At 72.4% G+C, this 13,122-nt stretch carries 13 protein-coding genes and 1 pseudogene; 8 read left to right on the top strand and 6 right to left on the bottom strand.

Translation table 11 applies throughout. The features are described 5' to 3' along the window. The first annotated feature begins 47 nt into the window (after positions 1-47). Positions 48-1,346, top strand: coding sequence for a LuxR C-terminal-related transcriptional regulator (locus tag AB0K17_RS14265; RefSeq protein WP_365983121.1), 1,299 nt, complete (start codon positions 48-50; stop codon positions 1,344-1,346). A gap of 120 nt (positions 1,347-1,466) precedes the next feature. Next, positions 1,467-1,655 carry a hypothetical protein gene (locus AB0K17_RS14260; RefSeq protein WP_365983120.1) on the top strand — a complete coding sequence of 63 codons (189 nt, stop codon included), beginning with the start codon at positions 1,467-1,469 and terminating at the stop codon, positions 1,653-1,655. A gap of 90 nt (positions 1,656-1,745) precedes the next feature. On the opposite strand, the gene AB0K17_RS14255 is transcribed toward AB0K17_RS14260, so the two are convergent. Further along, positions 1,746-2,327: a flavodoxin family protein gene (locus tag AB0K17_RS14255; RefSeq protein WP_365983119.1), complete on the bottom strand. Its 582-nt coding sequence runs from the start codon at positions 2,325-2,327 to the stop codon at positions 1,746-1,748. Positions 2,328-2,829: 502 nt separating this feature from the next. Here AB0K17_RS14255 and AB0K17_RS14250 point away from each other — a divergent pair. Then, entirely contained in the window at positions 2,830-3,426 is a 597-nt protein-coding gene (locus AB0K17_RS14250; protein WP_365983118.1) for a BTAD domain-containing putative transcriptional regulator, read from the top strand. Positions 3,427-3,445: 19 nt separating this feature from the next. Here AB0K17_RS14250 and AB0K17_RS14245 read toward each other — a convergent pair whose 3' ends face one another. Next, complete coding sequence (locus AB0K17_RS14245) at positions 3,446-4,225, bottom strand: cyclase family protein (protein ID WP_365964318.1); 780 nt, start codon at positions 4,223-4,225, stop codon at positions 3,446-3,448. Between the two features lie 266 nt (positions 4,226-4,491). Further along, positions 4,492-4,674, bottom strand: coding sequence for a hypothetical protein (locus AB0K17_RS14240; protein WP_365983117.1), 183 nt, complete (start codon positions 4,672-4,674; stop codon positions 4,492-4,494). 525 nt (positions 4,675-5,199) lie between these two features. Between AB0K17_RS14240 and AB0K17_RS14235 the strand changes: the two are divergent. The 3 genes and pseudogenes from AB0K17_RS14235 to AB0K17_RS14225 all read left to right on the top strand — a co-directional run. After that, a pseudogene (locus tag AB0K17_RS14235) lies at positions 5,200-5,982 on the top strand (SDR family NAD(P)-dependent oxidoreductase); the annotation flags it as partial. A 40-nt stretch (positions 5,983-6,022) separates the two neighbouring features. Then, the gene (locus tag AB0K17_RS14230) at positions 6,023-6,790 is read left to right on the top strand and encodes an SDR family oxidoreductase (protein WP_365983116.1); all 768 of its coding nucleotides are present in this window, start codon (positions 6,023-6,025) and stop codon (positions 6,788-6,790) included. Between the two features lie 147 nt (positions 6,791-6,937). Then, positions 6,938-8,161 carry an FAD-dependent oxidoreductase gene (locus tag AB0K17_RS14225; protein ID WP_365983115.1) on the top strand — a complete coding sequence of 408 codons (1,224 nt, stop codon included), beginning with the start codon at positions 6,938-6,940 and terminating at the stop codon, positions 8,159-8,161. Positions 8,162-8,182: 21 nt separating this feature from the next. On the opposite strand, the gene AB0K17_RS14220 is transcribed toward AB0K17_RS14225, so the two are convergent. From AB0K17_RS14220 to AB0K17_RS14210, 3 genes are all read right to left on the bottom strand, one after another. After that, positions 8,183-8,842 (bottom strand): TetR/AcrR family transcriptional regulator, encoded by a 660-nt coding sequence (locus tag AB0K17_RS14220; protein ID WP_365983114.1) that lies wholly within the window; start codon positions 8,840-8,842, stop codon positions 8,183-8,185. A 67-nt stretch (positions 8,843-8,909) separates the two neighbouring features. Then, on the bottom strand, positions 8,910-9,317 hold the full coding sequence (locus AB0K17_RS14215; protein ID WP_365983113.1) for a RidA family protein: 408 nt from the start codon (positions 9,315-9,317) through the stop codon (positions 8,910-8,912). Then, positions 9,314-10,438 (bottom strand): acyl-CoA dehydrogenase family protein, encoded by a 1,125-nt coding sequence (locus tag AB0K17_RS14210; RefSeq protein WP_365983112.1) that lies wholly within the window; start codon positions 10,436-10,438, stop codon positions 9,314-9,316. The genes AB0K17_RS14215 and AB0K17_RS14210 overlap by 4 nt, the downstream gene beginning before the upstream one ends. A 145-nt stretch (positions 10,439-10,583) precedes the next feature. Here AB0K17_RS14210 and AB0K17_RS14205 point away from each other — a divergent pair, with 145 nt between their 5' ends. Beyond that, complete coding sequence (locus AB0K17_RS14205) at positions 10,584-12,242, top strand: AMP-binding protein (protein WP_365983111.1); 1,659 nt, start codon at positions 10,584-10,586, stop codon at positions 12,240-12,242. Then, entirely contained in the window at positions 12,239-13,087 is an 849-nt protein-coding gene (locus AB0K17_RS14200; RefSeq protein WP_365983110.1) for a PaaX family transcriptional regulator C-terminal domain-containing protein, read from the top strand. Before AB0K17_RS14205 ends, AB0K17_RS14200 begins: the two co-directional genes overlap by 4 nt. Positions 13,088-13,122 lie beyond the last annotated feature (35 nt).

Here is a 13,122-nt window from a genome sequence, read left to right as displayed (position 1 = left end):
ACCGAAAGGCTCGTAGGGGGAGCCAGGCCCTTCACTACGATGCACATATGGTGTATGCGGACTGGGGGGTCCCGCAGCGCATGCTGGCTGTGGCCAAGGAGTTGATGCGGGCGCCCCTGAAAGAGATCCTGTCCACGCTGTCGGAAGGCCTGTCCGACCGCATTCCGCACAAGGCCCTGGTCATGCTCACCGGCGACTGTCCGAAGTCGGCGACGTGGAACCACGGCGACAGCCCACTGATCCAGGACATCACGGCCACGGAGCTGGCCGCGCTCGCCACCCACGTCGACGTCGGCAGACCCTGGCTCGGCGAGGCCCCGTTGGCCGGCGCGCCGCGCCCGGTGCTGGCCGTCGCCTCCGCGCCGCCCGGCTCCGCCGGCGCGCTGCTGGCCCTGCTGCCCGCCGACGGCGTGACCCCCGAGCCCGCGGCGGTCGCCCTGGCACAGCAGTTGTGGGACCTGGCCACCATCCGGGTGATCGAGCTGATGCCCGAGGCCGTGCCCGTCAACATGGCCGGCCCCTGGATCGCCAACAGCGAGCGGGCCCGGGTGGTCGCCAATCTGACCGAAGCCCACACCACCACCCTCACCACGCTGCTGGGCGTGCTGCGTTCCCGCGGCCTCGACGACGCCGCCGCGCGCCGGACCGCCACCGATCTCGCCGTCTCCGCGCTGGTGGAGCTGCGCGCGAGCGGGGCGGACGAGCAACTGCCGCCGGAGGAGACCGTCGAGGACGCCTTCGGGCGGCTGCGCGACATGCTCGGCCTGCTCTCCCGCTACAGCAACGTGACGCTGGAGTTCTCCCCGCCCGACGCCCGCCGGCGGCTGATCCCGGCCGACATCGCGCGGGCCGCGCTGACCACCGCGCGCGGCATGGTGCTGACCATGCTCGAGCAGGGCGGCGTCAGCCGCATCCGGGTCGGCTGGCACGTTGAGGACACCGAGCTGCGCACCACCATCCGGGACGACGGCCCGCGCACGCTGGCGGCGGAGGCACTGGCCGTGCACCGGCTCACCGACCGCGTCGCCGTGCTCAACGGCGCCCTGCACGTCGACGCGGTGCCCAAGTGGGGCACGATCGTCACCGTCCGGCTGCCGCTGACGGCGCCCGAGCGGCCGAGCAGCGACCCGCTGACCACCCTCAACCCCCGTGAGCTGGACGTCCTGGAGCAGTTGGTGCACGGTCACCGCAACCGGGCCATTGCCTCCCGGCTCCAGATCAGCGAGCACACCGTCAAGTTCCATGTCGCCAAGATCCTCAAGAAGCTGGGGGTCAACTCCCGTGGCGAGGCCGCCGCCCTCGCCCGTTCCTCCGGTTTCCCCACCGCACTGTCCCTGGTCAACTGAGGTCCCTGGTCAACTGGGGCCCACTGAAAGCGGGTCGGACGGTCCGACGGCCGCAACGGGGGCAGGTGGCGGCGACCGTCGGTCCGCGCCCCGCGCTGCTCTTCCCGCACTGGGGCGGCTTTGTCACCGGCGACCTGGCGGGACGAGGGCATCGTCTTCGCCCACCGGCTGATCCAGGCCGGCGTGAAGACCGAGGTGGTCCACTACCCGGGCACCTTCCACGCCGCGATCGGCTTCGCGCACGCCGCCGTGTCGCAGCGCATAGTGACCGACCGGATCGGCGCGCTGCGGCGGGGGCTGGGGACGTAGGGCGGACGAACGCCTGACGGGCCGACAACGTCGGCCCGTCAGGCATGTGTGGTGAAGGACCGGGGCCCCGGGACGGGGCGCCCCGGAAGACTAGGCGGCCGCCTGCCGCGCGCGCCGCAGCAGGTGGGCGTGCTCGGCGACGCGCTGCCCGAGGTGCGAGCCGGTGAGCAGGTCGGACTTCTGCATCTCGTCCGGGCCCTGGCCGCCCGGCGACTGGGCCATGGCGCCGAGCCGGCCGCCGAGCCGGTTCAGGTCGCTGTCCTGCTGCCCGGGCAGCAGGTCGAGGTTGATCCAGTGCATGCCGTGCTGGGCGGCCAGCACGGTGAAGTACTGAAGCGTGTGCAGCTTGTCGCCGCTCTTGCCGCTGGAGACGGTGAAGCCGGCGGCGACCTTGTTCCGCCAGGCCTGCTGGTACCAACGACCGGCGGTGTCATGGGCGAAGGTGTGGAAGGCCGGGCTCGCGGTGCCCATGTAGGTCGGCGAGCCGAATATGATCGCGTCGGCCGCGTCCAGCCGCGCCCAGTCGTCGTTGCCGAGCTCGTCGACCGAGATCAGCACGGCGTCCGTGCCGGAGACCCCCGCCGCGCCCTCCTTGACCGCCTCGGCCAGCTTGGTCGTGTGTCCGTGGCCGCTGTGGTAGGCGATGACGACGGACACCGCAGTGTCGGGCATGTGCATTCCCCTCGTGTGTTCCTCGGCGTTTCCGAGCGGACGCCAGCCTCACAGCTCTTGCCGTACAGGCGCACTACCCTTTCGGGCGGTTCCGCCCGGCCGAAGGGGCAGCAGGCTGCGACACGCCGTTCCCGCCGCGCGGCGGGACGGTCAACTCGCCGGAGTAAGGGTTCGGTTACGGCCACTGTCCTGCCCGGCCGGCCGCGGGGCGGCCATGGCGGCGCTCCGACCTGGAGGGAAGACCGAACCGTGACGGGCCTTTTGCAGGACCTCTGCCGTGGCCGGCGACCAGCAATTCGGGCAGGAAGAATGCATGACACCCACCCATTGGATCAGTGTGATGCAGTGCACAATTTGCTTGGCGGGCATGCGGGGTAGCGCTCGGATACCTTGCGAGAACCGCCAAAAGTACATCCGTGCCCCAAGGGACGAATGGGACCGGCAGACGCGAAATTTGGGGGAACACCGCGTCGAGAACATGGATCGTTCACGGGGGAAAACAGTGAAGTTCAATCTGCTCGGCCAGTTCGAGATCGTGGCCGCCGACGGCTCGTCGCTCATTTTGAGCCGATCCAAGGTCAGCCAGATCATCGCGCTGCTGTTGATCCAGAACGGCGAGACGGTCGGCGTCGACACACTGGTCGAGGAATTATGGGCCGAAAACGTCCCGCGCAGTGCGCTGACCACGCTCCAGACGTACATCTACCACGCACGCAAAATCTTCGCCGGCATGTCCGACGGGGAGGACGTGCTCATCACGAGGCCCGCCAGTTACGCGATCCGGGTGCCCGAGGACGCGATCGACGTGACCGTCTTCGAGCGCCTCGTCCAGCAGGCCAGGAAGCTCCTGGACGAGGGGCGTCCGGAGGCCGCCGTGGACCGTCTCGACGAGGCGCTCACGCTCTGGCGGGGCCCGGCCCTCGTCGGCATGATGACCGGCGCCGTCCTGGACGCCCATCTCACCTACATCAACGAACTCCGGTTCTTCGCCACCGACCTGCACATCAAGGCCAGTCAGCGCCTCGGCCGGCATGAAGAGATCATTCCACACCACCGCCGACCACGGCGACGTCCGTCGCGGCGCCTAGCGGTGTCGTGACGGGCTCGCGGGCTTTCGGTCAGGGAAGGAGCGCGACCACGCGCGTCCATCCTGCGCCGGCACCCGCGACGGACACCGGGAAGCAGGAGACGGTGAAGCCCGTCGCCGCGGGCAGCTCGCCGAGCCGTGCCAGCTTCTCCAGCTGCAGGTACTCGCGGGTGCGACCGTAGATGTGCGCCGGCCAGAGGTGTCCGCGGTCGCCGGTGCGGCGGTAGTCCTCGATCATCGACCGCATCGGGCGGTCCAGGCCCCAGGCGTCGATGCCGATGACCTTCACCCCGTTCTCCACCAGGAATCGGGTGCCCTCGCCGCTGAGTCCGGCGTAGTCGGTCAGGTACCGCGCCGAGCCCCACAGGGCGTCGGCGCCGGTCCACAGCAGCACGATGTCGCCGGGGCTCAGCTCGTGCCGGGCCTCGGCCAGGGCGTCGCGCAGGTGGTCGACCGTGACGGCCTCGCCGGCCGGCACGTGCCGTACGTCCACCCGGACGCCGGGGCCGAAGCACCACTCGAGCGGGACCTGGTCGATGCTCCTGGCCGGGGCACCCCCGCTCACGGGCCCGTAGTGCAGCGGGGCGTCCATGTGCGTGCCGGTGTGCGTGGTGAGCGTGACCGTCTCGTTGGATATCGCCATGCCGTCCGGGAAATCCTCGGGGGCGAGGCCGAGGACGGCGGCGGCCGCCTCGTGGTCGAGCAGGTCCACCGTGACGGGGGTGGCCTCGCTGTCGGTGTCGCGCGTGGCGACGCTCAGATCGACGAAGCGGCTCACTGCGCCGGCGGGCGGGTGCTCGGTGCGGGACATGGCGTTTCCTTCCCGGGGGACGTGGTGGGTCATCAGCATCGGGTATGCCAATGGAATGTCGCTTGAAAATGCCTTGGCGCGCTCCTTGCGGGACACTGCCCGAGGAAAACGGAATCGTATTTTTCATCAGCGGGTTCATGATGAGGAACCGCTTGGAAAGCGTCTGACGCTGCGCAAGAATGCACGGCATTCGCACGACACGGGGGCCGGGTGCGGCATTTGCCGAAACCATGCCCGGAAGGGGAGTCGAACCACATGCAAGCCGATCAGCAATTCCGGTCGGAGGCCACGACGGTGTTCGGGCCTGCGACCGTCGGGCGGAAAGACCGCCGCCCGACGTCGGCGTCGGCGGCCATGCGCAGGGCGGCGGCCACGGCCTGCTCTCGCGGCAGTTCGGCAATGTCTGCGAACTGATCGAGGCCGTCGAGATGGTGGTCGTCGACCGGCACCGCAGGGCGCGGGTCGTCGTCGCCTCGCGCGAGGACCCGGGCGGCCTGCGGGATCTGTGGTGGAGCGTCTCGGGCGCCGGCGGCGGCAACTTCGGCGTCGTCACCAAGTTCTGGTTCCGCTCGATCGACGCCCAGGGCGAGGACCCCTCGGCCCAGCTGCCCCGGCCGCCCCGTGAGGTGCTGATCAACACCGCCTTCGCGTCGTGGGACCGGATGGACGAGCAGACGTTCACGCGGCTGGTGCGCAACCAGTGCCAGTGGTACGTGGAGAACAGCGAGCCCGGTTCGCCGGCCGAGGCGCTGTGCGGCCTGCTGTTCGTCCAGCACGTCTCGAGCGGCGGCATCGGCATGCTGACCCAGGTGGACGCGGACGTGCCGCATGCGCAGAAGGTGCTCGACGACTACCTGACCGCGATCACCACCCACACCGGCGTGACGGTCCTGCCGACCCGACGCCTGCCGTGGCTGGCCTCGACCGAGACGATCGCGCTGCTCGTGACCGACCCGTTGGAGAGAAAGCGCCACATGCCGAGCCCCACCACCCCCGTCACACTCGTCACTGGTGCCACCAGTGGCATGGGCCTGACCATCACCGAGCGCCTGGCCGAGCTGGGCCATCACGTCTACATCTGCGCGCGCCGCGAGGACGTGCTGGCCGACACCATCAAGAACCTGCGCGGCAAGGGCCTGGAGGTGGACGGCACCCCGTGCGACGTGGCGAAGCCGGAGCAGATCCAGGCCTTCGTGCAGTCCGCCGTCGCGCGCTACGGCACCGTCGACATCCTGGTCAACAACGCCGGGCGCAGTGGCGGCGGCGCCACCGCGGAGATCCCGGACGAGCTGTGGTTCGACGTCATCAACACCAACCTCAACAGCGTCTTCCTGATGACGAAGGCCGTCCTCACCACCGGCGGGATGCGGGACAAGGACTGGGGCCGCATCGTCAACATCGCCTCCACCGGCGGCAAGCAGGGAGTGGTGCACGCCGCCCCCTACTCCGCGTCCAAGCACGGCGTGGTCGGCTTCAGCAAGGCCCTGGGCCTGGAGCTGGCGACGACGGGCATCACCGTCAACGCCGTCTGCCCGGGCTTCGTGGAGACCCCGATGGCCGAGGCGGTGCGCGAGCACTACGCCACGATCTGGAACGTGTCGACGAGCGAGACGTTCGACCGGATCACGACGCGTGTCCCGATCCGCCGCTACGTGGAGACGGACGAGGTGGCGGCGATGGTGGAGTACCTGATCGGCGACCGCGCGGGCGCGGTGACCGCGCAGGCGCTCAACGTCTGCGGCGGCCTGGGCAACTACCAGATCTTTTCGAGTACCGGATCTTTTCGAGAGGAAACACATGTCCAAGGGACAGCACCAGGGCGAGGTGGCCCTGGTGACGGGAGCCAACAAGGGCCTCGGCAAGCAGATCGCCCGCCGGCTGGCGGCCGAGGGGATGACGGTCTACCTGGGCGCCCGTGACACGCAGCGCGGCCGGGAGGTGGAGAAGGAGCTGAAGGCGGCCGGGCACGACGTCCGCTTCGTCCACCTGGACGTGACCGACCAGGCGCAGGTCGACGCGGCGGCGAAGCGGATCGAGGCGGAGTCGGGCCGCCTGGACGTGTTGGTCAACAACGCGGGCATCGTCGTGGAATGGGGCGTGCCGGTGGCCGACATCACGGCGGAGCGCATGCGGAAGGCCTTCGACGTCAACGTGTTCGGCACGGTGGCGGTGACGCAGGCCTGCATCCCCCTCCTCCGCCGCTCCGCGGCCCCCCGCGTCGTCAACATGTCGAGCCCCCTGGGCTCCCTCACCTTCCTCAGCGACCCCGAACACCCCATCTCCACCCGCGGCCTCCTGCCCTACAGCGCCTCCAAGGCCGCCCTCAACGCCATCACGCTCGTCTACGCCCAGGCCCTCCGCGAGGAAGGCATCCGCGTCAACGCCGCCAACCCCGGCCTGGTGGCCACCGACCTCAACGCCGACTCCCCCTTCAGCCGCGGCACCCGCTCCCCGGAAGAGGGCGCCGACACCCCTGTGTGGCTCGCCCTGACGGGCCCTGACGGGCCGACGGGAACGTTCAGCGGCGGCATGGACGGGACGGTGGACGAGATCGTGCCCTGGTGAGGGAGCGCGGCCTGCGAACGGCCCCCGTGCCGGGTGATTCACCCGGGCACGGGGGCCGTTGGCGTGTGCGGGGGCGCCGTGCGTAGACTCCTGACCGATCGGTCAGACCATTGACCGACTGGTCAGGAGCAACGGGAGGGACGGGACATGGAACGCACGACGTGCGCCGTCGTGGGCGGTGGGCCGGCCGGGGTGATGCTGGGGTTGTTGCTGGCACGGGCCGGGGTGGAGGTGACCGTGCTGGAGAAGCACAAGGACTTCCTGCGCGACTTCCGGGGGGACACCGTCCACCCGTCCACCCTGCGGCTGCTGGACGAGCTCGGCCTGGGCGAGCGGTTCGACCGGCTGCCCGCCACCCGGCTGGGCGAGGTGCGGATGCACATCGGCGGCACCGCCCTGACGCTCAGCGACTTCCGGCGCATCCCCGGCCCGCGCAACTACATCGCGATGGTTCCGCAGTGGGACTTCCTCGACCTGCTCGCCGACGCCGCCGCCGAGGAGCCCTCGTTCACCCTGCGCATGAGCACTGCGGTGACCGGGCTGCTCACCGAGGGCGGACAGGCCACCGGTGTGCGCTACACCGACGAGCACGGGGAGCCCGGAAAGCTCGCGGCCACGCTCGTCGTCGCCTGTGACGGGCGGGACTCGCTGGTGCGCGAGGCCGCGGGGCTGCGGCCCGAGTACGTGGAGGTGCCCATGGACCTCTGGCAGGTGGGCGTGCCCGCACAGCCGGGCAGCGCCCGGGACGGGCGGATCTTCATGCGGTCCGAAGGCCGGCAGTTCGCGGCCACGATGGACCGCGGGGAGTACTACCAGACCTCCTACCTCATCCCCAAGGGCTCGGACGCGCAGTTGCGCGCCCAGGGCGTCCAGTGGTTCCGCGACCGGCTCGGCGAACTCTTCGGCTGGGGGCCCGAGGTGACGGAGGCGGTCACCTCGTGGGACGACGTCAAGCTGCTGGAGGTGACGATGGGGCGGCTGCGACAGTGGTACCGGCCGGGGCTGCTGTGCATCGGGGACGCGGCGCACATCATGTCCCCCACCGGCGGCGTCGGCGTCAACCTCGCCGTGCAGGACGCGGTCGCGGCCGCACGGATCCTTGCGGGGCCGCTGCGCAGCGGCAGGGTGGACGTACGCGAGCTGGCCCGGGTGCAAAGGCGCCGGCTGATGCCCGCGGCGGCGGTGCAGAAGGCGCAGGTGAGCGAGCACGAGGCGGTGCTGCGCCCGGCCCTGACGACCGGCCTGGACCCGCACCGGCTGCCGGTGCCGCTGCGGATGATGCGGCGCGTGCCGGGGCTGCCCTCGCTGCTGGGGTACGTCGGCGGGGTGGGGCTGCGGCCCGAGCGCGCCCCGGACTTCGCCCGGCGCTGACGCCGGTGGCTGCGGCCGGGGTCAGTCCCGGGCGCCGACCGCGCCGAGGGTGAGGGCCACGAGCTCGTCGGCGGCGGCGTCGAGGTCGTAGTCGGGGTGGACGAGCCAGTGCGAGACGACGTTGTCGATGGCGCCGCCGATGGCCAGGGCCGTGGTGCGGGTGTCGGACACCCGCAGCCGGCCGGCCTGCCGGCCGGCTTCCAGCAGTCCGGCCAGGTGCTGCCAGCGGCCGTGGGTGTCGTGGGAGCCGGGCGTCTTCAGTTCGGTGCCGCCCTTGTCGTCGAGCAGCATCTCGGTGATGACGCGCACGTGGCGGCGGTTGGCCTGCTGGTAGCCGATCATCGCGCGGACGTAGGCGACGAGCGCCGCCCGCGGGTCGCTCTCGCGCTCGACGCGCTCGGTGACGTGGGCGCGGAAGCGTTCCAGCACGTGCTGGAACGTCGCCTGGGTGAGGTTGTCCTTCGAGGAGAAGTGGTAGAGGACGGCGGCCTTGGAGATGCCGGCCTCCTTGGCGATCGCCGCCAGGGAGGTGGCGGGGTAGCCGCGCGTGGAGATCAGGTCGATGGTGCACTCGATGATCTGGCGGCGCCGGGCCTGTTCGGTGAAGGTCGGCGTGCCGGTCCTTGTGCCGGTGCCCGTGGGGGTGCCGCTGTCCGCGTCGGCGCCGCGCCGGGGAGCCATCGAAGCGCCACCTCTCCCTGTCCTGTCCGGTCCGTCGGCCGGCTCCTCACCGTACACCGGCGCGGCGTCACGGCAGGACCGCGAGGCCGTCCAGCTCCACCAGCGCCTCGGCGTCCCACAGCCGCACCACGCCCACGACGGCCATGGCCGGATAGTCGCGGCCGGCCAGGCGCCGCCAGACGGCGCCCAGTTCACGGGAGCACGCCCGGTAGGCGGCGACGTCGGTGGCGTAGACGGTGACCCGGGCCAGGTGGTGCGGTGCGCCGCCGGCGGCGCGCAGGGCGGCCAGCAGGTTGGCCAGGGCCGCCTCGAACTGCGCCACCAGGTCGCCGGGCACGACCCGGCCGCCGGCGTCCAGGGCGGTCTGGCCGGCCAGGAGGACCAGGCGGGAGCCGGTGGCCACGACCGCGTGGCTGAAACCGCGCGGCGGGCCCAGCCCGGCAGGGTTGATGCGCTCGATGCCGCCGCCGCTCACCGGAAGAGCTCCTTCGCGATGATCGTGCGCTGCACCTCGGTGGCCCCCTCGTACACCCGCGGTGCCCGCACCTCGCGGTAGAGGTGCTCCAGGAGGTGGCCCCGGCGCAGGGCGCGGGCGCCGTGGATCTGCACGGCCGCGTCGACGACGTACTGGGCGGTCTCGGTGGCGAAGAGCTTGGCCATGGCGGAGCGGCGTACGACGCCGGGCTCGCCCGCGTCGTACGCGGCGGCGGCCGCGAGGACGAGCAGGGCGGCCGCCTCGGTACGGGTGGCCATCTCGGCGAGGGTGTGGGAGACGGCCTGCAGGTCCTTCAGCGGTCCGCCGAAGGCCCGGCGCTGCGCGGCGTGGGCGAGGGCCGCATCCAGCGCGGCGCGGGCCATGCCGACGGCGAAGGCGCCGACGCTGGGCCGGAAGAGGTCCAAGGTGGCCATGGCGATGCGGAAGCCGCCGCCCACGTCGCCGACGACGTCCTGCGGGCCGACGCGGACGCCGTCGAAGGTGAGCGTGCCCAGGGGGTGCGGGGCGAGCATGTCGAGGTGCTCGCCGCCCAGTCCGGGCCGGTCGCCGGGGACGAGGAAGGCGGTGACGCCACCGGCGCCGGCCCCGGGGCCGGTGCGGGCGAAGACGGTGTGGACGTCGGCCTCGGGGGCGTTGGAGATCCAGCACTTCTCGCCCGTCAGGCGCCAGCCGTCGCCGTCGGGTTCGGCGCGCAGGGCGAGGGCGGCGGCGTCCGAGCCCGCGCCGGGCTCGCTGAGCGCGAAGGCCGCGACGGCGCGGCCGGCGACGACCTCGGGCAGCCAGCGGGCGCGCTGGGCGTCGGTGCCGGCGCGCAGGACGGGGTGGAGGCCCAGGGCCTGCAGGGCCAGGGCGGTGTCGGCCTCGGTGCACTCGCGCGCCAGGGACGCGCGCAGCAGGCACAGGTCCATGGCGCGTACGGGGCCGCGGGCGGGCAACGCCCGTGCGATCAGGCCGTGTTCGGCGAGGGCCGCGAGCAGGGGCCGGTTGACGCGGCCGGGTGCACCGGCGCGGACGAGGGGGCGCAGGTGGTCGGCGGCGACCCGGCGCACCTCGGCACACCACTTGCGCTGTGCGTCGTCGAGTGTGAACGGTGTGCCCATCCGACCCACCCTTCTCCCGCGCGGTTTATCGCGCTCCGTTGACTGCCGTCACCGACTCGTTACGCTGACAGTGGATCCGTGGCGCTGGCAAGACCCCCGTTCACCTCCCATTCCTCTTCCTCCGGCGCGAGGGGGCACATCCGCGATGGAGCTCAAGCCGTCGGCCCACATCGACACCTTTGCGCGCGAGCACCTTCCCCCGGCCGACCAGTGGCCGCTGCTGCGCAGCGCCGGCACCGACGAGGGGGCCGGGGCCGCCCCGCCCGTCCATCCCGACCGCCTCAACTGCGCGGCCGAGCTGCTCGACGGCACGATCGGCCGCCTCGGCGCCCGCCGTGCCGCCACCGTCAGCGGCGCCGGCACGGTGTGGTCGTACGGGTTGCTGCGCGCGCACGCCAACCGCATCGCCCACGTGCTCACCGACGACCTCGGCGTCGTGCCCGGCAACCGGGTGCTGCTGCGCGGCCCCACCACGCCCTGGCTGGCCGCCTGCTGGCTGGCGGTGCTCAAGGCCGGCGCGGTGGCGGTCACCGTCCTGGCCGCCCAGCGGCCGCACGAACTGGCCACCATCTGCCGGCTCGCCCGCATACGGCACGCGCTGTGCGACGCCCGCTCCGCCGACGACCTGCTGGCCGCCGGCATACCCCGGTTGAGGACGACGCTGTACGGCTCCGACGCCGACGACGACCTGCTGCGGCTGGCCGCGCGCAAGCCCGCCGCCCACACCGCCGTCGCCACCTCCGCCGACGACGTGGCCCTCATCGCCTTCACCTCCGGCACCACCGGCCGGCCCAAGGGCTGCGTGCACTTCCACCGCGACGTCCTGGCGATCGCCGACACCTTCTCGGCCCACGTCCTGCGCCCGCACCCCGACGACGTCTTCGCCGGCAGCCCGCCGCTGGGCTTCACCTACGGACTCGGCGGCCTGGTCGTCTTCCCCCTGCGCGCCGGCGCCCGCACCCTGCTGACCGACTGGGGCGGACCCCGGCAACTGCTGGCCGACATCCGGCGCCACCGCGTCTCCGTCCTGTTCACCGCCCCCACGGCCTACCGCGCCATGCTCGGCGCGCTCGACGGCCACGACGTCTCCTCGCTGCGCAGATGCGTCTCGGCCGGCGAGCACCTGCCCGCCGCCCTCTGGCACGACTGGCGGCGCGCGACCGGGCTGCGTCTGATCAACGGCATCGGCGCCACCGAGATGCTGCACATCTTCATCTCCGCCGCCGACGACCGCATCCGCCCCGGCGCCACCGGCCTGCCCGTCCCCGGCTACGAGGCCCGCGTCGTCGGCCCCGACGGCACCGACGTGCCCGACGGCCGGCCCGGACTGCTGGCCGTGCGCGGCCCCACCGGCTGCCGCTACCTGGCCGACGAACGCCAGCGCGCGTACGTGCGCGACGGCTGGAACCTCACCGGCGACACCTACATTCGCGACGCCGACGGCTACTTCCACTACGTGGCCCGCGCCGACGACATGATCGTCTCCGCCGGGTACAACATCGCCGGACCCGAGGTCGAGGAGGCCCTGCTGCGCCACCCGGACGTCCTGGAGGCCGCCGTCGTGGGACGGCCCGACGCCGAGCGCGGACAGGTCGTCGTCGCGCACGTCGTACTGCGCGACGGGGTGCCGCGCGGACCGGAGACCGTCACCGCGCTGCGCGAGTTCACCAAAAAGGAGATCGTTCCCTACAAGTGCCCTCGCGAGATCGTGTTCCTCGACGCGCTGCCGCGCACCCCCACCGGCAAGTTGCAGCGTTTCCGGCTGCGTTCGGGGCCCGCCGGGCCCTTTACAGTTTCCCCGTGACTGACCAGCACACCCCTCGGTCCCTCATCGTCACCTTCTACGGCGCGTACGGACGCGGCACCGGCGGCGCCCCCGCCGGGCCCGTGCCCATCGCCGCCCTCATCCGGCTGCTCGCCGCCGTCGGCGTCGACGCGCCGTCCGTCCGCTCGGCCGTCTCCCGGCTCAAGCGGCGCGGACTGCTCGTCGCCGACCGCACGGCCGGCGGCGCCGCCGGCTACGGCCTGTCCGACGCCGGACGGCAACTGCTGGAGGACGGCGACCGGCGCATCTACGGGCACCCCACGGCCCGTACCGGACAGGGGTGGCTGCTGGCCGTCTTCTCCGTCCCCGAGGAGGAACGCCACAGACGGCACCTCCTGCGCTCCCGCCTGGCCCGGCTCGGCTTCGGCACCGCCGCCCCCGGTGTGTGGATCGCCCCCGCCCACGTCCACGACGAGACCCGCCACACGCTGCAGCGGCTGGGGCTGGACGCGTACGTGGACCTCTTCCGCGGCAACCACCTGGGGTTCGAGCCGACCGCGGAGGCGGTGGCCCGATGGTGGGACCTCGAAGCGCTCGCCGCGCAGCACCGGGCGTTCCTGGACGCCCACGAACCCGTGCTGCGGCGGTGGGGGCGGCGCAAGGCCGTGCCGCGCCCGGAGGAGGCCTACCGCGACTACCTGCTGGCGCTGGACTCGTGGCGGCGGCTGCCGTACGCGGATCCGGGGCTGCCGGTGGGGTTGCTGCCCGCGGAGTGGCCCGGGGGGCGGGCGGCGCGGTGCTTTGCGGGGTTGCATGCGCGGCTGCGCGATGCGGGGGCGCGCTACGTCACGCCGGTGTTGGCGGGTGCGCCTGCGGGGGGCTGATCCCCGGCCCCACCTCCCCCGGCTACCGCTGGGAG

The sequence above is a fragment of the Streptomyces sp. NPDC049585 genome (genome assembly GCF_040675615.1).
Lineage (GTDB): Bacteria > Actinomycetota > Actinomycetes > Streptomycetales > Streptomycetaceae > Streptomyces > Streptomyces luteosporeus.
This window is presented reverse-complemented; position numbering and strand designations above follow the sequence as displayed.

Bases quoted from the DNA above. Each gene is read 5' to 3' on its own strand.
- AB0K17_RS14265 (WP_365983121.1), top strand. From the start codon at position 48: ATGGTGTATGCGGACTGGGGGGTCCCGCAGCGCATGCTGGCTGTGGCC.
- AB0K17_RS14255 (WP_365983119.1), bottom strand. From the start codon at position 2,327: ATGCCCGACACTGCGGTGTCCGTCGTCATCGCCTACCACAGCGGCCAC.
- AB0K17_RS14245 (WP_365964318.1), bottom strand. From the start codon at position 4,225: ATGTCCCGCACCGAGCACCCGCCCGCCGGCGCAGTGAGCCGCTTCGTC.
- AB0K17_RS14230 (WP_365983116.1), top strand. From the start codon at position 6,023: ATGTCCAAGGGACAGCACCAGGGCGAGGTGGCCCTGGTGACGGGAGCC.
- AB0K17_RS14225 (WP_365983115.1), top strand. From the start codon at position 6,938: ATGGAACGCACGACGTGCGCCGTCGTGGGCGGTGGGCCGGCCGGGGTG.
- AB0K17_RS14220 (WP_365983114.1), bottom strand. From the start codon at position 8,842: ATGGCTCCCCGGCGCGGCGCCGACGCGGACAGCGGCACCCCCACGGGC.
- AB0K17_RS14210 (WP_365983112.1), bottom strand. From the start codon at position 10,438: ATGGGCACACCGTTCACACTCGACGACGCACAGCGCAAGTGGTGTGCC.
- AB0K17_RS14205 (WP_365983111.1), top strand. From the start codon at position 10,584: ATGGAGCTCAAGCCGTCGGCCCACATCGACACCTTTGCGCGCGAGCAC.